Below are 18,516 nucleotides of genomic sequence, written 5' to 3'. Positions count from 1 at the left end.
AGTTAGTTGAACAAACCTAGCTTATTGAGCTCTTCTGATGTTTCAAAGTTCAACTTATAAAGGTAAGTAGTTCCCTTTTGTATTGGTGCAATTTTAATCACTTCTCCCGTCTTATCCACCCAGACGAAAAAAGATTGTAGTGCATCATGTTTCACTGCCGGATCATAGTAAATAGTTAAAGAATAGTCTTCTTCAGGTGTTCGATTAGGGGTGACAGGATTTAACACTTCGTCGGTTTTATTGGCTTTCTCTACGGCATTTATAATCGTTGAAATTTGTTTAGAATCGGTAATTGTGTTGTCATATCCGTTTTTGCTATTAATGGATACAAACTTAATGTTTCCATGTTCCAAAGATAATGTGTCTGGATTCTTTTCATTACACGCAACCAACAGAATGCTTAATAAAAAAAATGGCAATATCAATTGTAAGACTTTCCTCAATGTTAGTCGCCTCCCGTTTGCTCCGTTGGTTGTCGATTATTTATACGTTTCCAATGCTTGTAGGTTCTGCTATTCTGCTGTTACTTCAATGAAGAAAGGGAACAGCTACCGCGCGGCGATCTGTTCCCTGCTTATTGCGCTAACGTTCTTCGATAGCTTAATCTCACCGTGTAACTGGTTTTAAAATATGGCTATGTAAAATCTCAATGTTGATTATTAGCCAAAAAAATAAAAGCCCGTAACGGTTTAATAATTATCGTATTTCGAATTCGTTAGGTGGATGACGTAATAAGAAATTACTCAGCATGTTTAAAATTCTTATCATCCTTACCTTCCATAGGAGCAACGCCATTTTGAGTTATATCTTTGTTTTCTGATTTATAGTTATATTTATATCCATAAATTACGTTCGGCTCATCGTTAAAAACTACATTAATGGCGTAAGGACCTCCGAACTTGCCTTCTCCTGATTTATTATATTTAACTTCAATATTAAACTCATTTTCTTTGTAGCCTTTTGAAACAAGATGAGCGACCACTTTCTGTTTAACCGATTCTTCAGATTCTGGTGGTCCTGAAAAAATACTGCAACCAGTTGATAGTATACTCATTGCCAAGATGATAGTTAGCAAAGCAGCATTTCTCTTAAGTATCATGCATATCTTCTCCCCTAAACATTTTTTTCAGTATGAGCATGAACACACCTGCCCGTTAGCCATACATTTTGAAGTTCACCACTCGTTTAACTTCCTTATCCGTTGGCTTAGATAAATGGGGGGCAATTGCCGCGGCAAGTCAAGTACACCCTTATGTTACCATAATTGGAACTATCCTGCCCGTTAGCTTAACAACTAAGCCGCGAAACCATTTTTTCATTGAACCAACAGAACGAGAAGAGACCCCACCATCGGTGGGGCCAACTCTCCGAATCATCTCAACAGCATCCAGGTTGATCCAAGTCTTCTCTTTGCCGTCTTCAGATTGAACACGAATAAAACTAACACCTGCCATATCCTCTGTTATGATATCGTATTCAACAAATCGAGCCTGCAACTGCACTTTACCTTCATCCATTTCGTAAAGCACCTCAATCAAATCACCCGGTTGCAGCGGATCTCGTTTTCCTCCCCTTCTTATCTGCATCTGGCATCCCTCCTTGTTTTTTATTACCCAAGGGATGCTTATGAGCTAGTCAAAAGTCTTATCGCTACTTTAAGTTTTAATATTCAGAAATTATCCTCATGATGCGGATTATTTATTACTAACGTCTCCAATATTAAAATAAAGCGATGCCAACTGATTCGGATGCCTTATAATCTAGCGTTAAAATTATACGATTTTATATGTTTCACTTAAAAAATTAGGGATAGTATCTCTTTTATTTAAATCATAGGTTTCCTTTGCCGCTGTTAATGAATCAGCAAAAGGACTGTCGGCAACAGAAATGGGAGTCGTTTTTGCTACCTCTTTCAGGATTTTATTGCCAAAAATCTCTTGGTCGATGCCTTTATAAAAATAATAATCTTCAGTATAGCTAAAAATAATGTAGTTAATAACCTTCAACTTTTCTTCGGACGATAATTTTTTGAATTGTTTAAAGAACTTTGAGTATCTATTTTCACCATTTCTACAAAACATCATTACCACACTGTGATTTGCGAGCGGAAAGACACATATATGCACACTTTTTATTACATAATCGCTTAAGTGATTATATAAATCATTGATAGTGCCACCTTCAAGATCCGAGACTAAGGCGATATTATTCTGGAATGCGATTGGCACAACATAAGGAATGGATTCAAAATATGATAAATAATAATTATTATGCCATTTTGACTGACAAGCTTTTTTAGCATATTGGAATTCGTCAATATACTCCATTAGATCTATTGACCCTATACCTTCCATGTGACTCATCAACTCATGGCCGCCAAATTCTTTGGCCATATTTCTATACAATTGAATTTCTAGTTGCCTTTTGCTGATACTTTTCAGGTTATTCTTCATTGCTATTTGAGATAGCATCTTGTCGGTTGGTCCTTGATAGTAAGCATCAGGATTTTCATAATCACTGAAAACCGAACTATCACACTCTCTACAGATTATCTTAAAAGTACCAGCCTCACCTATTCCTTTGTCTTTATCCAACATGGGCATATCAACTAAATTACCGGAATGATATAATTTACCGGATACAGATATGTTCTGAAGGCAGAACTGGGGCACAGAATGTGAATTGCAAAAGCTACTACATTCCTTCCCACAAATATAACATTCAGAATTTTTAGCATCAGCTCTACTTACCTTGAGAAGGCTCCCAACTCTTTTGTTATATTCAACTTTCTTCTTATCAAAAGTTTTCTTCTCATCATCCGTTAACCCTATCTTAAGTAAAGAAACGTCATCCACCTTTGATCTCCCCCAATTAAAATCATTACACACTTAGACCACTCCCAGAGACTCACTTCTCTGGTTATAACCTAAATAATTCTGCTTCCTTCATTTTGTCTTGCAAACCAACGTAACACCTGACTTGCAGCGATTTTAAGGCAATTGGAAAAGTCTATCATTTCATGGACCGGACATTTTTTAATTTGTAGTTAGTTTTGGCATGAGCGATCATATTCCGAGTATCAGAAATTGAATTTGCAAATTCCTCGAGGCATTGAGAACGAGATTCCTTACTACTTTCAAATGTCAATTTTTTTGTTTTTTTCAAGTAGTTAGGTGCAGATGATACTAAATCAATGATATCACAACACGTTTCAACAGTTAGTCTAATTGCTTGGTTATCTTTTCGATTATTTTTATGTTCCTCATATAATTTTTCAAGTTCTAATATATACTTGGCATCAGGATTAAGCGTGTTTGGACTATAAAGTTTCTTGGTAATCGACTCAACCATTTCCTTCCTGAGAACAGTTTGAGAAACGTATTCAATCACTTTAGTGTAAGTTAAAATTCGGAATTCAGGGTTACTAATACTATTACATTCATTGTAAATCTTTAATACCTCAGTAATTCCTTTGCCATGGATCAGTGGTCTCAGTCTTAATTCATGTGAACGCTGAGGCTTCGCATCTTCCTCTTCCCAATCGAAACCATATTTCCTTGGGATAGCAGTAATATCTAACTCCAACGTTGAACTGCATTCAAAAATATAGGACTGAGTTATTTCATCTATTGATTCAAAATCAATAACTTCAGAGGAAATTATCTCAATAAATAGATCCTCTGATGTTATTGGAGGAAAATGTTTGTCAAAATTATCATCAATAATAATTCTTATATTGTAACAATTTAAGTCATTTATTAATCTTACCTGAACTTCTTTTCCGTTCCATTTTTGATTGATAAGATACTCCGATTCCTTTAACATAATCAGTCTATCCCGTTGTTCACACTCAACGTGTATCAGAACTATATTAGGGCTAACAAATATACTTTCATCGATGATTTCCCCCCTCTTTGCATGTTTAATCATCTGATTCAAACTCTCTATGTTTGTTTCGACACTTCCTTCCCAGCTATGTGGGAGATCCACTCTTATACTCGTATAATTATCAATAATAACTTCTTCATCTTCATAGTCGTCTTCTAAATCATAAAAATCATAAATGCCAATCCTATACTCCTCACAAAACGAAAAAATTTCTTTAACTCTTGTCTCCACCTCTTGAGACTCGAATGTTAAGCCCATATTAGTTCCTTCCTTTCAAATCATATCGCATATGTCTAGTTGTTTAATGCTTACTTTACCAGAAAAAGCCTATCAGCCACCACATATTCATTAATGATCTATTGCTCCATCTATTCGCGAAACTACTACAGGTTTTCGTCCGACTACAGCGTAACCATGTAGGACGAGTTCTGGGGATTGCTCTGTTAATATGATAGGCTGAGGAATAACCCCTCCTCCCTGCTTGAATCGCTGCCAGGGAGCCTGCAGGTAGTGATTGCCGCCAAAATAATCGTTCCACCGACGCCACTTCTTGGCCCACTGCTCCCGGGAGAGTCGGCTCAGTTGCACCTCAAGCAGATATGCGCGCCGGTTCCAGATCAGGAAGCAGTCCGGTGCAAAGAGATATTCCCGGCCAGCGTAGTGATAGGGGATGCGCAGCTCGCACTCCAGATGTCTCAGCATCCCCGTCTGCTGCAGCTGCAGGTAAGCATCACCAATCGTCAACCAATGAGCGATCTTCGGGGAGTTTAAGGGGACGGCAGTTTTGTCGGTCTGTGCTTCGGCCCGGCCTCGGCGGGTCAGCCGCCATATCTTCCGCATGTCTCCCAGGCGGCGCCCCTCGACGATCTTATCCTCCTCGAGCCCGCGCAGCAGCTGAGAGGCCCGCTTGAGGGGACTTCCGGCCTCTGGGAACATCAGGCGCCCCACCTGCTCGGTTGTCATCAGGGGGATGGTGGATAGTGTGGATAATACCAGTTTGGTCCTCTCGTCTTTGCGACTGGCCAGCATAAATAACCTCCATTCTTAGGGGCTCGAGCAAAGCTGCCCATGCGTCATCTCCGCCCACATAGGGGATTTGGATGGTCGCTTCGACCGATGTGCTGTATATGGCCCGGCCGGGCACCTTGGCCGGCAGTCGCTCGGCGCCCGGCCGATCGAGGATGCTCTGGCTGTTCACGGCCGTTTTGGTCCGCAGGGCGATAATCCGCGGCTCAATCCGTCTGATAATCTAGGGTACGGCTCACGGCTTGGCTATTATTCGCAAATTTGCGAAAGGGTAGGTTTTAATTTTCATAGTCTTGTCCATCCTTGGGGTATAGGAGGGGATTCCTTTGTTCGGAAAGCCAAGGACGCTGTACGGTGCTTTTGCTGATCGGCACGAAGTAAAACAGGAGGAGATCATGAAGGCAACTCGCCTAAGCAGAAACACGGTTTCCTACGCTTGTAGTGATAAGAACTATTCTCCGACTCGGAGCACTAAGCAGCTCCTTGTTACGGCCATAAAGCAGCTCACTGGGGAAGATGTATCTGCGGAAGATTTCTGGCCAATCTAAAAAAGGCGGCCCATTGCTAGGATCATATGTTCGGGTTATAATCAACCCAGGATGGTGATTAGAACGTGAACTTGCCAACAGCCGATGATCTGCGCATGATAAAGCGCTATATATTGTTGCCGTTGGTATTGAGCGAGTTTGAACAGGACCGCAAATCGATCGGATTAACAGTTGACCATGCGGAACCGTACGATGAGATGTTACAGGCTGTTATGGACCGGGTGACCGTCGATCTGCGCAAGGTAACGACATACCTACGCAAGCACGGAATCAAGGTCGAGGATACCGAATGGACCCCTACGACTATACGTGCGCGCTACATTTGCCGCGGACATACGGATGTATTGTCCATCATGCAATACTTAAAAGACGCGGACATCAAGGTAGCCTTGCGCCACTATTTGGGATTACATACTGATCAGTACATCCGAAAGGATCTGCCGCCAGGTTTCAATGTCTCTAAGCCGGATGCAGTCCCATAAACGAAAAAACGCTCACAGTCGGAAATCTATCCGCTTGTGGGCGTTTTGTTCTAAGTTCCTGTTACTCATCTCACCCGCGGCCTTTTACTTACAGCCCGAGCAGTTGTTTTTTCTTCATATCGAATTCTTCTTGGGTAAGGATGCCTTGATCTAATAACTCTTTGAACTTCCTAATCTCGTCTGCGGCACTTACACTTGGGGCTACAATAGCAGATTCTGCCTGCATCTCTTCGATCTTGGCTTTGATTTTATCAACCAGCTCGTTGTATTTCTTGGCGAACATTACCGTGTTTTCATCTTGTGTGGCCTTCATAATGCCCTTGGTGCTCTCATTGCCTCCCGATACCGTAAACTGTATGTACCCATTGGTCAGTGAGCTTCCAGGCTTTATCTGAATACCTGAGATCTGCTTTAGGTATATTGATTTGTCGCCCTTAAAGAAACCTTGCGTCATCTTTGCCAGTACGCCTTTTCGCTTTATGATCACTTTATCCGAATACAACTCCAACTGCCCGTTTACACCATCAAGCCGGAAGATTGGCTCCATGACCGCAACTCCTCAATATTTTTACCCACTGTTTCGACACACTATATGGAAATTCCTGCATGTTTGGCAATTGGCATTCATTCCATAAGGCAGCGTAACCATTTTAAGAGTAATCTTAACTGGTAAAGGTGCGTGAGAACCGGAATGATAAACCCATTAAAACCAATGTTATTACATAAAGCCGACACCCCGCCTGCAGGAGCTGAGTATTGGCATCAGATTAAATGGGACGGACACCGTTGTGTGCTTTACTTTATCGATGGCAAAGTCCATTTGTTTACGAGGCACCAGACGAACTGTACTCAATCCTATCCCGAGCTTCAAGGGATTCAGCTAAATGCGGCCAGTTGCATTTTAGATGGGGAGATGATTGTTCTTCAAAATGGCGTTCCTTGCTTTGAAAGTGTTATGGAACGGTTCCACGCAGGAAAAAACATAAAATGGCAGATGGAAAAGAATCCAGTCCATTTCGTGGCTTTCGATATACTCCAAGTGAATGGAGAAGATTTATCGGGACGACCTTTGTCGGAAAGGCATGTAGCTCTTAACAAGGTCGTAAAGCAGTCGAATATTATTTCAATTTCGCAATACTTCACAGATGGTACCGCGCTTTTTTCAAAGGTAAAGGAAAAAGGGTTAGAAGGGATCGTTTCCAAGAAGATCGACAGCCGGTATACCTTGGACCATCGCTCGCAATCATGGTTAAAAGTGAAAAATTATTTGTACACTGAAGCTGCCATATCCGGCATTCGTAAAAAGGAATTTGGATGGTCCTTAATTGATCCGGTCAGCGGAAAATATCTTGGTGTCTGTGAGTTCGCCGATCCGGAATCAAGAAAAGCATTCCATCATATTGCTAAGCAGTTGGTTGTTCGTGAGGATAAAAATTGGATTTGGATAAAGCCCTTAATTAAAGCGAGGGTAAAATTCCAATGCTGGACAAAAAACGGCCTCATGAGAACCCCAAGCTTTCAGGAATTTCTTTTGTAGTTGCACCTTGCGAAATATAGAAAAATGCCCCCACTGCTAATTAGTCAGTGGGGGCATTCCTGTTAGATAATCTTTTGCTCGCTGCTGGTGCCGGAATTAATCAGTTTTTCAGGCTGAATTTTGGCGTTGTGATCCAGCCATGCTTTGTGGATAGATGCCTTGATCTCTTCACCGGAGAGGTTGATACCCAACTGCCCGAGTTTCTTGGAGGCATACTCGTATGCCGCGTCCAGTTTGGCCTCTCCGCCCATCCCTTTGAAAAGTGTCTCAGCGTGAGCGAAAGCCTCAGTTCCGACTTTCTTCAGAACCTCGCGTTGTTCATTCGTCGTCTGAGCTTTGTACAGCTCCAGCGCCTTCTTTTTGACCTGCCGGAGGCCCGCAAGTGCGAGAAGTGCGGCAATAGTCAAAACGGACTGGGCAATTTCAGTGATATGAGGTTGAATGATTTCCATGATCATGATTAGATCGCTCCCTTTTCGGATAATTTTTTGAGGACCACTGCAAGCTCGGCGAATTCGACTGGTTCGTTGGGGTCATGCGGGCTTTCAATGCCACCTTGTGCTGCAAGCCAATTGAGGGCTTCCTGCTTCCATGCATCGATGGCCGGCGAGGCTGCTGGCGGAGTGATCGGCTCTGGCTCCACGACCCAAATCAACAGGGCGTGATTCACCACGCGTTCCCCGGCTCCCTGGTTTTGCCCCAAACTGCCCTTGCCCTTCTGGGCGAACACGCTGGATCCGCCGCCGTCGAAATTGAGCGCCCAGGTGCAGCCCTTCGATTGCATGTAAAGTGCGGCCTCCTCGAGCGTCAGGCCCTGATCGTACTGTGTCCGGCCGTCCGCCACAGCAATATGCAGATCCCCTGAAGCATCCAGCCCGAACACAGTGCGCTGTGCGCGGCTTGTGCCAATGTCATCGGGCACTTCCTGGAGTACTCGGTAATAGTCCCAGCACAGGTTGCCTGCCTCGATCAGCAGAGGGGCTCCCTGCACCAGCACATCCCACTGCACGGTAGGATCGAGCTGGCCGATCTGTGGCCGCCCTCCTTTAACGCCAAATTCGTGCCAGCTGAGCATCTTGCCGTATGCTTGGGCAATCACCTGACCGTCAGCCACCGCATCCCCGAGCACCTTACCATCCCAGAAATAAGGCGCATTCGTCGCAAAATCAGCGCCATACTCCGCGAGCAGATCCGATACCTTGGCGCCGGTCCTGGCCACAAACTGAAACTTCAGCTTCTTACCGTCAAGCTTCAGATACCGAACATCTGTGGCTTTAATCTTGTAATCTCCATCGCAACGTTTAAGCACGCCGCCTTGGGCATAGACCCGTTCCTTTACAACTGCAGGAAGCAATTTAATCCCCATCCTCTCGAAAACATCTCTTTTGAACCTGTCATGAACAAAAAGTGTATGGTGAGGGCAATCCTTGCCGTAAACCACTTTGTGCGGCTGCAGCTGCTCCCACGATGTGAAGCCTTCCTGAAGCATGATCTGAGCAACCACATCGACCGCGTTGCGATAGGTGACCAAATCCAGAGGCTCCCCGGGCTCAACAGCCTCGCAGGCAATCTCCACACCGATCCAATAGGTGTTATACACCCCATTACCGTCGCCGGCATGAAACGCATTTTCGTCAAAGGGGATATGCTGAGTGGCGCTGTCCTTGTCCACCGTCACATGCCAGCTGACGACCCGGTCCTTAACCGTGGCCATGTACTCCCCATGCATCTCATCGCCAGCTCCGTCCTTCCAGTTATTTGTGGTATGAAAAAGGACGCCTTGCGCTTTGCGCCGACGTCCTGGACGGTTAGGGCTCTCTATTGGGATGAATTTTTGCTTAATGGTAATCATCTTGCCCTCCTTATGGCTTATACGTTTTCCACAGTCCCAAACCGCCTAAGAGCACGCTTCCCAGGATAGATGTGCCAAACCAGAACAACCACCTATCGATAGCATCAAGACGCTTGTGTGAAGATTTGGTGGAGCTCAAAGCTTCCTTAGCTGTATCGTCCACGTCATCCACTTTTTCCTTCAAGTCTTTGATATCGGCCATCATGGTCTTTAACTCCCTGATATCCAGCCGAACATTGACTATCTGCTCACTGAGCACCTTAGCATCCTCTCCGCTCATGCATACACCTCCTCCCCAAGGGTTGGAGTGCTCCCTCGCCCTCTTAAGGAAACTGAAATAGCCCCGATCGGATCGAGGCAGCACTTTCGTATTTGGAACTAAGCTGGGAGGTTTGTCTGTAGATTATTTTGCTGCTCTTTGCTTTCGATCAATGCCTTTTCTTCCTCGGTGATGTACTTCTTCGTTACAGCGGTTTGCAGCTGAGCTGCGGTTACGGCCTTTTTAACCCAGCAAATCTCAAAATGCGGATAAAGTACACTCGGCATCCAATTCCCCTCCGTTCCATTAGACTCCCAGGAGATAGTTGACTGTCGTGCGAAGAACCGAAATCTCATTCTTGAGTTCTTCGATTTCTTGCTCAGGTGTTTTCGGAGGCGTTGGTATACGTTCTGTGCCGACTTCCTTTGCTTCGAAATTGACCGTCAGGCGGTGTCCTGCTGGAATCTCGGGGGGATCTCCGTCGAACAGCACATACTGCTGTGGCAAAGCTGCAGCCATTTCCTCGGTAACGTTTGGGACAATGCCATTGGGCCGTCCCCCGTCATTGTATATGGCGTACATATTCACCCTCCTTATAGAACATCGTATCGAAAGCGAACATTCGCAATTTTGAATGCCCCTAAGCTCGAGTATCCCAAAACGTAAATGGGCATCTTTGTCGATACCTTCACCGTCGTTTCGTATGTCGCCCACGAGCTGGCACCCATACTTCCTCCTGTGCCGCCAACCAAGCTGTTATTCCATCGGAAATCCGAGTCAGTATCCCAGTATGTCCCGTATGCGTGCCACCACAAAGGACCGTACCCATCGTACGCTTCCCGCGCGTAGTACCCACTCGTGCTGCTGTTTGACATGTGCTGCACGGGAGAAAAAACCTGAATCCCTGTATACCCACCGCTTGAATTAGTGTCGTTGTAGAAGTCCACAACAATATTGAGCTCTCCGACGCCTTTGGGTATGTGCTTCGCCACTAGAAACTTCCGGCCTCCATAGGAGCTTCCGCCCGCGAAGTCGGCTGCCGATCCGTGAATGGTCTCCTGTACCGTGCCACTTACCACGATTGTACTCATGCCCGCCGCCCTCCATCTTTCTCCGTCCCAATATTCCATGACTCCACCTCTAACTCTTGTAGGGGCCATGAGTTCGCCGCGCTGCCACAGGTCTCCATTCTTGTACATTTCAAAACCTGAACCCGGCTCACCAATGGTTAGGGATTGACTGCGGAATCGGGCTACCGTATCATTGCCGAACTTCAAACGAAAGAAATCCTCGATCCCCGTATCCGACCCTTGAGCATCATCGCCTACTATTAAGGTGAGGATATCCTTGTTGGCTCCTTCGTCCACAAACTCCAGCCGGGCATAATCTGAATCCCGATCCCACAAAATTCTTGGGTTGTTAAGTGTCGAGTCGTTGATGGTGGAATTCTTGATGGTGGCCGAATCAATGCTTCCTCCAGAGTCCGCCAGAATGACACGCTTCCCGTCAATAAAGGCCGTGCCGTCGCGCCAGATTTGCATCAGCGTCTTGTGGTATTGCCCGTTATTCTTGTAGGCCCACACGGTGAAGGCGGACCCGACCTGATCATCACCGTTTTCGTCGCCATCCAAACCGATGCCAATTCGAAAGACATCATTGGTGCTCCCCAGGTAATGATGTACACGCCCGCCGGAGGCAGATCCTACCGCTGATCGGAGCGCGCCGGTCATAGGCTGACTGCCATCTTTGGGTAGACTTGCATTGGCTTTGGCTATGGCCTGGTCGGCAAGGAGCTGCAGGTCGGTGAAGTCGTGACCAACGGCCTTTCCACCCCCGCCGCTGTACCGAATATCGGTAATATTGCTTGCATCGACCTTCGTTACGCCAGCGGCCACAAATACGTTAGCCAGACCGATTTCCCAGTACTCCTCATTTTGCTCCAGTGCAGGAGGCACAGGTGTCGCCGATGGCTCGCCGGCCTTAACGGTGGCGACAATATCCCGTTTATTCAGCGTATCCAGCCGAACGACGATGCGATGGATTCGTGGGAACTCCGCATGTGCCGACGGCAATTCAATCTCCTTGAAGTCATCATTACGATACCAGTAGCCCCGCAGCCATGCCTGTCCTGTGCTTACGCGGACGGCAAGCCGCTGGGGATCCGTCTCTTGGACCTTGAGCTCTGCACCAACCCTTGGGAAGATGCCTGTCTGGAAGAATCGATCAAATACCTCGGCAAACTCGAGCTGATTGTATTCCCTCACATCGCCTTCCGTGCTGCCGAAAAAACGATACTGCTCCGTCATGCTATCTTCTCACCTCCGTCTCCAAATTTCTTCGATCTGCTTTCCATACACTAACTAGGTCCGGCCACTCCTTGCCGACAACCAGCCTGACCGCCTCTCCCCGATCCGGCGTGAGCTCTTCGACCACACCCACAATTCTGGATTCCGTGCTACCTACGCCCGGATAACGTGCATGGACGATATCGCCCAGGTCGAAATCAATGCCGTATTTAAACGGCCCCCATGGTAGGTGCTGAAACTCCATAACGAGCTCCTCACCATATTCAGCCAAGCGCTCATTTCCGCGTTGCAGCAGCTGTTCCGCGGTCTCGAGGTCGCGAGCATCGATAAACACTTCTCGCCGCTTTATTCCTTTGGGTGAACCATTTGCAACAGAGACCACCAACCGATCCTGCGCCTCCCTCTTGCCGCCGACAATGGCTACGTTTTTTGAGTCCAGAATGCTGTGACGAAATGCCATGCTTTCGACGTTATCGAACTCCGGAGAGAAGATCACCGGTGGATGCTCGGTCTGGCTTGGCGTCAGGTTGCGGCCTGAAAGAACGTTAAAGGAAAATGAGGTGGACTCCAGATCAAACAAAGTTTCGTATCCCAGCCCGGAGGCAAAGGAAAGGTTCTCGAGCAGGGCGGCTACCGTTTGGAACCGGGCTCGCATCTCTACCGTTTGTCCCCTTGCATAGTTTAGTCCAAGCTGCAGGAAGGGGATGACACGGTCCGGATTACTCGGCTCAATACAGTTCACTTTCACGTAATGCCTCATCACCTGCTCCGCGATGCCTCGCTGTTCATCGTACCCACTGCCGGTATCAGTAAGATGCAGAGCCAGACGTTCAAGGAACACCCCGGAGAAGTCTCGGCCTTTCACCGTCCACGTTTCCGAAAGCTTGCCTTCCTGTGTCAGCGGCAGTTCCCTGTGCGCGATGATGCCGGCACGCCACTTGCCCCCGCGTTTTACTGCAATGAAATTGTCGGCCTGCAGGTACTCGGCATTGGTTTTATTTCGGTTGATCTGAAGCTCCCAGGTGTGTGGGTTACGCCAGCGGCGTGTCCATTGCAGGTATTCGTAATTATCGATCTGGGCAAGGTAGCGAAGCTCCGGATCAAAGATAAGGACAGGATATTTGTTCACTGCTAAACCCCCAAGTATCGCGGCTGGTATTCCAACGTCACAGCGCCAAACTTCGATTCCTCTGTTGCCTGATAAGAAATCTCATTTTCTCCCGGTACCAGACCCCAAAATTCGGACTCCGGCGCAACCCAGTGAAATGCATTGGAACGGGTGCCATCCTCGGTAATCTTGGTCACCGTCTTCTGGCCGAATGCTGTATTGATCTCAAGCCGGTGTCCTTCTGGGATTTCCTGCACCAGCTTGATCATCTGGCCCGTGGTCTTGTTCTCAAGTATGGGGTTCTTCAGCGGACCGAGAAAGGTGATAAAGACCGGGGCGTCCAGGTCCCCGCGGTTGTTGAGCATCATGAACTGGCCAACTCGCCCAAAGCTGATCGGGAATCGAAACGGGAAGGAAAGACCTCCTGTGAAAGAGGCCAGATTCACCTTTTCGATTTTGGGGTCATAAAAGGCCGGATCCGGGCACAGGAAGGAGATCAGAAACTTCTGATAGACCCCGTGCTGCTTATCAGGGAAAACCGGGGACTCCTCCGCGATCGCCCGGATCTCCTTTGCCCCGCCGGCATCCTCATACCGAACGACCCCCAGACCAAGCTTTGGATTGAGCACCCGCATCAAGGTCCTGCGTCTCTCCTCCACCTTCGCTGCCCCGGGCACGATCGAACCCTCGATCGTTATCTCTCGAACATCAAGGGTGTTGCCAAGGTAGGTCTGACCGTCTTGATAAGGCGATTTATTGAGCTGCACCGTTGTCCGGACAGCACCCACCCCCTCGAGCTTCGTTAAAAAATATGGCCCGGCACTCAACAGCTCGATGCTTTCCTTATTCGCATTTGTGAAGGTGATCTTACGCACCGTCTAACCCCCATCCCATCGCAAGCTGCCGGCTGGCCCGCAGGTTCAGCCGGGCCGTTTCAGCCGGAGAGAGTGGCTGAGGAGAGTTGATGGTAAGGTTCTGCACAAAGCTGCTTGATGGAGCAGCTTGCGCGGCAGCAGTTCTGCCCGCAGGCGCCGCCATATTCGGCAGCTCTACCTTAGGGAAAGCTGCGCTGGCGATGGTCCGTGCCGCACTGGCCACACGGCTCAGTCCACCCTTCATCCCAAGGGCAAATCCCTCCGTGGTGAATCCGCCGTATTCCATCATCACCCGGGAAGGCGACCGGATGCCTAGTGCGTCGGTAATGCCGCCCTTTACCGTGCTCGCTACGCTGTCGATCGCCGCTTTAACGGACCCGATCGCCGATCGGATACCCTTGATCAACCCTTCGATGATATCCTTGCCCCACTGTAGGGCCTCCTCCGGCAGCTTCTTGATATAATCAAAGGCGCCGTCCAGACCGGTTGTGACGGCGCTGGTTACCTCATTCACCGTGTTGTTGAAGCCATCGCGCATGGACCGGAACATGTTTTCAGCATATCCTTTGAGCCTCTCGGGAAGCTCTCCAAACCAGGTCAGAAGTTCATCCCACTTCGTCCGGGTACTGCTGATCGTCTCCTCCACCAGCTTGGTTACTGACGTTTTGAAGTCCGTCCAGCCCGTACTCGCCTGGGCAGAGATATTGACCCACAGCGTGGAAAGATAAGCCTCCGCCTCGTTCCAACTCTGTATCAGGTCCGTTTTCATCAGTCCCCAGGAAGCAGTCAAGCCGCCTTTGAGTGTTTCCAGGGCGCCGGTAAAGACCAGCTGGATGCCGTCCCAAATCAGCCGGAAGGCAGTTTTGAGGTTTTCCCAAATCTGCCCGGCATGAGAGGTCAGTTCAGTAAAATTGAAAGTGACCAGGTCCAGCAGCAAGAGGATGGAACCGAGTGTCACGTTTTTAATGACGGTCCAGCTGCCCGAGATAATCGTTTCAATGCCGCTAAACACCGACGAAATGCCTCCGCTCATCCTCCCGAAAATCGTCATCACAGTGCCGACGATCTCGGACACAACAGAACTAATGTGGGCAGAGATGTTGTTCCAGGTGTCGGTCACACTCGTGTGGATGCCATTGCTCACCGAGGTGGCCACGGATAAGAACGAGTTCCACGAGGAGGTGAAGAAACCAGTGATCCCTGACCACACCTGCTGTGCTTGACCGGCGATGCCTGCCCATGTCTGGGTAAGATAGGCCGTGATCTGCCCCCACACATTACTCGAGGAGGCCATGACCTCGTTCCAAGCCCCGCTGATACCCTGGACCGAAGGGACGAAGTTGCCCGTAAGATCCTGCTGCAGGGTGGCGGTGGTTTGCATGAGCCCCTCGAGCTTGGCCGAGGTGTTGTCCGCGGCTGCACCAAGACCGCCGATGTCCCCACCGCCGTCGCCCGCAAAGCCGCCTGAGTCGGGGAATGGAGATTCTTCAGCACCTCCTGCACCGGCTTCCGCTTTTTCGGCCTGCTGCAGGCTGGCAATCTTCTTCTGCAGTTCATCGAGCACACCCATCTGCTTCTGAACCATGGGCTGCAAATCGATGGTTTTGCCAACAGCATCGGCAATGCTCTGCTTTTCGGAATTGAGCCCGTTGACCAGGCTGTCGGCAAAGGATTGGCCTGCGTTCTGCCAGCTCGGGTTGTATTTCTGGAGCAATTCTACGATTTCCTGATTGTTCTTATCGATCACCAGCTTACGGGCTTCCATCTGCAGACTTTCTTGTGTCGTCAATTCGTCAAAGTGCTTTTTGACCGCATCCTTTTCCGCCTTCAGCGACTCTTCCACCTGCGAGGCCCGCAGCTTTTCCTGCTCCTTCTTGCTATCCAGATCGGCCTTTAGCAGCTCTTTTTGCTCAGTGGAGGCTTCCTTCAGTCCTTCGATCTGTTTCTTGAGAGCTTCCTTCTGGTTGTTCCGCTGCTCGAGCAGCTGCTCCCGTTCATACTTGGCGATGGTGCTGCTCAGCTCTTCCTGCAGGCGAGCCCGTTCATCCGCCGTCTCGGCAGCCGCGATCTTTTTCTGCAGTTCGGCGAGCCGTGTCTGCTGCTCCTGGGCTTTTAGGGCTTTCTCTTCATTGCTCGTCTGGCTGTCGATGCTGTCGATCTGGTCCTGAACGGCCTTGACCTTGTTATAGGTCTCTTCGTCAATGAGCTTCAGCTTTTCAGCGTACTCCTTGTCGTAGACCTTTTGCCGCTCGTCGGAGGCTTTTTTCTCGTTCTCGAGCTGTTTGTCCAGCGCCGCGGTTTGGATGCTCTCCATTTCCTCGTACTGCTTGCGGAGAGCTCCGACGATCGCCTCACCGAGCTTGTTCAGCATACCGATGTTCTTCTCCATCGTCTGTTTGATGCCATCGGCAATGCTCTGGGTTTGCTCGAGCACGGAATCCTGACCGGAGGCCATCCCCTGCACAAGCCCCTCATCAATGAACTGGCCGTATTCCTCCATCACCTTTGACGGGGAGTGAATGCCCATGATCCGCCGGAAGGCGCCCGTGATACCATTGGCCACAGCCGTAATCATGTTGATGACCGGCTGCAGCTTGCTGTTGATGCCTGCCATCAGGCCGGTCATGATGAACTGGCCGTATGTGGTGACCGTGCTAACGAGACTGCTGAAATACGATGAAAGCCAGGAGCCGAGTCCCGAGAAGAACGATTTAATCTGATCCCAGTTCTTCACGACCAGGTAGGCACCCGCAGCCAAGGCCGCTATCGATGCAATCGTAATGCCGATCGGACCGGTGATCACCGCCATCACCCCGCCCGCGGCCGCGATCGCTCCGGAAGCCGCAGAGAAGGCACTGATGAGAGTGGTGACGGCCCCCACCATTTGAGCAACGATCATCACGACAGGACCGGCTGCCGCGGCGATCGCCCCGAGCACTAGCGTGAGCTTCTGGCCGCCTGGCGAAAGGTTGGAGAACCACTGCGTCAAGGACTGCACCGCAGCGCTGACCTGCGGAAGGATTTCCTCGGCAAGGCTGATCATCATCTCCCCGAGGGGCTGCAGGGCCGTCTGGAACTCCCTCCATACCTTGGTTGCCCTCACTCCGAGGTTATCCCTCAAAGCGTCGCCTGCCCGCTGGGTGGCCCCCTGGAATCCCGTTACGGACCCGATTCCTGTGGCCATGGAAGTGACGACCTTTGCCTCGAGGTCCTCCCACTGTGTGCCAAAAAGCGCAACACCGATCGCGTTACGCGTTAAGGGGTCCTGCAGGCCGGCCAAGGCCACGGTGACAGCCTGGAAAGCCGTCTTCCCTGTCTCCCCGCCAGCGGCGAATTTGGCGCTCATTTCATCCGCATTAAAACCCAGCGCGGCGAAAGCCTGAGAAGTGAGCTCACTTCCATCCTTGGCTCGGATGTTGAACTCTTTCAGCGCGTCGCCGACTTTATCGAGATTGAAGGCCCCCGTTTCTGCCCCCTTAATCAGAATGCCGAGCATGTCGTCGGCACCAATGCCCATCGCCCTAAACTGCGGAGCATATTCACGCATCGTATCCAGCAGCTCGTCGCTGAAGTTTCCGCCTTTTTGAAAGCCGACAGTGATCAGGTCCATAGCCGCGGACCCGTCGATCCCGAAGTTTTTCATCAGGACTGCGGCGGTGCGCGTGGTTTCATTGACTTCAGCGCCGAAGGCATCCCTTAAGGTGAAGGCATCCTTTGTTACCTCATCGAGGCTGCCGTCATCAAGCCCCTGCATATTCTGCTTTACGGTGATGAGGCCTTGAGTCACGTCCTCCATGCTCTCCCCGAAGGCGTCCTTCCACAGGTTTTGAGCAGTTGCGCTGAGCTTATCGGCCTCCTCAGCCGTCAGCCCCAAGCTTGCCTGCATCTTCCCTGCGCTCTTGTCCACATCAGCCGCAGCACTGACCGCCCCGACCCCAATGCCGGCGAGCGCTGTGGTCAGCGTGGCACTGAGCATGCCGCCAATGCCGGACAGCTGGTCCCCGACCGCCTGGAACCGGTCCCTGATATCATTTAGCGTGCCCTCCAGCTTACTCCAACGGTTGGCCTGCTTTTCGATCTCCTCGTTGACCGATTCGAGCTTCTTCTCGGTCTTGGCGAGCTCTTCTTTGGCCTTGTTGAGCTTGATCTCAAGCTCCTGGGTGGCTTTGGCGTCCTTTCCCTTGCTTTCCGCCGCCTTCTCATAGGCCTTTTGCAAAGCATCGACCTTTTGCTGCTGCAGGCTCATCTGCTTGGATAACGCATCGGACTGCAGCTTCAGCCCTTCCGCACTGTTCCCGAAGTCCCCGAGCTTGGCACTGGCCGCGGCGAACTCACTCTGAACAAGCCTCAGCTGCCGGTTGATGTTGCTAATGCCGTTTTGAAATCCGGTGCCGTCCATCCCGACCTTGACGACCACACTGCCGGCTTCTTCCTCTGCCATACTGTTTCCTCACCCCCTTTCGCTAGAAAATGTGATCGATGTATACCATAGGGGCTTCTTTCGGCTTCACCCTGTACGCAAGCAGATCGAAATAGTGGATGATGTCCATGTTGTCGATGGTCTCGAGGGTCCAACCGCTGTCCAGGAGAGAGATGTAAACCTCTTTGATCGTGTCGGTGGGGTCTCCGTCTCCC

General features: G+C 49.4%; 18 protein-coding genes. 2 read left to right on the top strand and 16 right to left on the bottom strand.

Annotation, left to right across the window (positions count from 1 at the left end):
* Positions 1 to 2: 2 nt before the first annotated feature.
* The 6 genes from ACP26L_RS01420 to ACP26L_RS01395 form a co-directional block, all read right to left on the bottom strand.
* Positions 3 to 443, bottom strand: coding sequence for a hypothetical protein (locus tag ACP26L_RS01420; protein WP_426450695.1), 441 nt, complete (start codon positions 441 to 443; stop codon positions 3 to 5).
* Between the two features lie 296 nt (positions 444 to 739).
* Positions 740 to 1,099: a hypothetical protein gene (locus ACP26L_RS01415; RefSeq protein WP_426450694.1), complete on the bottom strand. Its 360-nt coding sequence runs from the start codon at positions 1,097 to 1,099 to the stop codon at positions 740 to 742.
* Between the two features lie 151 nt (positions 1,100 to 1,250).
* Positions 1,251 to 1,586 carry a hypothetical protein gene (locus ACP26L_RS01410; protein WP_426450693.1) on the bottom strand — a complete coding sequence of 112 codons (336 nt, stop codon included), beginning with the start codon at positions 1,584 to 1,586 and terminating at the stop codon, positions 1,251 to 1,253.
* A gap of 186 nt (positions 1,587 to 1,772) precedes the next feature.
* A complete protein-coding gene (locus tag ACP26L_RS01405; RefSeq protein ID WP_426450691.1) occupies positions 1,773 to 2,855 on the bottom strand; it encodes a hypothetical protein in 1,083 nt (360 codons plus the stop codon).
* Positions 2,856 to 3,012: 157 nt separating this feature from the next.
* The gene (locus ACP26L_RS01400; protein WP_426450690.1) at positions 3,013 to 4,146 is read right to left on the bottom strand and encodes a hypothetical protein; all 1,134 of its coding nucleotides are present in this window, start codon (positions 4,144 to 4,146) and stop codon (positions 3,013 to 3,015) included.
* Positions 4,147 to 4,236: 90 nt separating this feature from the next.
* Positions 4,237 to 4,917 carry a replication-relaxation family protein gene (locus ACP26L_RS01395; protein ID WP_426450689.1) on the bottom strand — a complete coding sequence of 227 codons (681 nt, stop codon included), beginning with the start codon at positions 4,915 to 4,917 and terminating at the stop codon, positions 4,237 to 4,239.
* A 610-nt stretch (positions 4,918 to 5,527) separates the two neighbouring features.
* On the opposite strand from ACP26L_RS01395, the gene ACP26L_RS01390 reads away from it, so the two are divergent.
* Positions 5,528 to 5,944 carry a hypothetical protein gene (locus tag ACP26L_RS01390; RefSeq protein ID WP_426450688.1) on the top strand — a complete coding sequence of 139 codons (417 nt, stop codon included), beginning with the start codon at positions 5,528 to 5,530 and terminating at the stop codon, positions 5,942 to 5,944.
* An 88-nt stretch (positions 5,945 to 6,032) separates the two neighbouring features.
* Here the strand turns inward: ACP26L_RS01390 and ACP26L_RS01385 are convergent, their stop codons facing one another.
* The gene (locus ACP26L_RS01385) at positions 6,033 to 6,491 is read right to left on the bottom strand and encodes a DUF4429 domain-containing protein (protein WP_426450686.1); all 459 of its coding nucleotides are present in this window, start codon (positions 6,489 to 6,491) and stop codon (positions 6,033 to 6,035) included.
* Positions 6,492 to 6,635: 144 nt separating this feature from the next.
* On the opposite strand from ACP26L_RS01385, the gene ACP26L_RS01380 reads away from it, so the two are divergent.
* The gene (locus tag ACP26L_RS01380) at positions 6,636 to 7,481 is read left to right on the top strand and encodes an RNA ligase family protein (protein WP_426450685.1); all 846 of its coding nucleotides are present in this window, start codon (positions 6,636 to 6,638) and stop codon (positions 7,479 to 7,481) included.
* 62 nt (positions 7,482 to 7,543) lie between these two features.
* Here ACP26L_RS01380 and ACP26L_RS01375 read toward each other — a convergent pair whose 3' ends face one another.
* From ACP26L_RS01375 to ACP26L_RS01335, 9 genes are all read right to left on the bottom strand, one after another.
* Entirely contained in the window at positions 7,544 to 7,939 is a 396-nt protein-coding gene (locus tag ACP26L_RS01375) for a phage holin, LLH family (RefSeq protein WP_426450684.1), read from the bottom strand.
* A gap of 2 nt (positions 7,940 to 7,941) precedes the next feature.
* A complete protein-coding gene (locus ACP26L_RS01370; protein WP_426450683.1) occupies positions 7,942 to 9,333 on the bottom strand; it encodes a phosphodiester glycosidase family protein in 1,392 nt (463 codons plus the stop codon).
* A 10-nt stretch (positions 9,334 to 9,343) separates the two neighbouring features.
* Complete coding sequence (locus ACP26L_RS01365; RefSeq protein WP_426450682.1) at positions 9,344 to 9,613, bottom strand: hypothetical protein; 270 nt, start codon at positions 9,611 to 9,613, stop codon at positions 9,344 to 9,346.
* A 98-nt stretch (positions 9,614 to 9,711) separates the two neighbouring features.
* Complete coding sequence (locus tag ACP26L_RS01360; RefSeq protein WP_426450681.1) at positions 9,712 to 9,879, bottom strand: hypothetical protein; 168 nt, start codon at positions 9,877 to 9,879, stop codon at positions 9,712 to 9,714.
* Between the two features lie 19 nt (positions 9,880 to 9,898).
* Positions 9,899 to 10,174: a hypothetical protein gene (locus tag ACP26L_RS01355; RefSeq protein ID WP_426450679.1), complete on the bottom strand. Its 276-nt coding sequence runs from the start codon at positions 10,172 to 10,174 to the stop codon at positions 9,899 to 9,901.
* 11 nt (positions 10,175 to 10,185) lie between these two features.
* A complete protein-coding gene (locus ACP26L_RS01350) occupies positions 10,186 to 11,898 on the bottom strand; it encodes a hypothetical protein (RefSeq protein ID WP_426450678.1) in 1,713 nt (570 codons plus the stop codon).
* Position 11,899: 1 nt separating this feature from the next.
* On the bottom strand, positions 11,900 to 13,027 hold the full coding sequence (locus ACP26L_RS01345; RefSeq protein WP_426450676.1) for a siphovirus ReqiPepy6 Gp37-like family protein: 1,128 nt from the start codon (positions 13,025 to 13,027) through the stop codon (positions 11,900 to 11,902).
* A gap of 2 nt (positions 13,028 to 13,029) precedes the next feature.
* A complete protein-coding gene (locus tag ACP26L_RS01340; protein ID WP_426450675.1) occupies positions 13,030 to 13,881 on the bottom strand; it encodes a phage tail domain-containing protein in 852 nt (283 codons plus the stop codon).
* Positions 13,874 to 18,322, bottom strand: a complete 4,449-nt coding sequence (locus ACP26L_RS01335) for a phage tail tape measure protein (RefSeq protein ID WP_426450673.1) — start codon at positions 18,320 to 18,322, stop codon at positions 13,874 to 13,876. The genes ACP26L_RS01340 and ACP26L_RS01335 overlap by 8 nt, the downstream gene beginning before the upstream one ends.
* Positions 18,323 to 18,516: the final 194 nt, after the last annotated feature.

It is taken from the genome of Paenibacillus sp. S-38, assembly GCF_049942825.1.
Lineage (GTDB): Bacteria > Bacillota > Bacilli > Paenibacillales > NBRC-103111 > Paenibacillus_G.
Note: the sequence above shows the minus strand (reverse complement) of the source record. Positions and strands in the feature narration are given on the sequence as shown.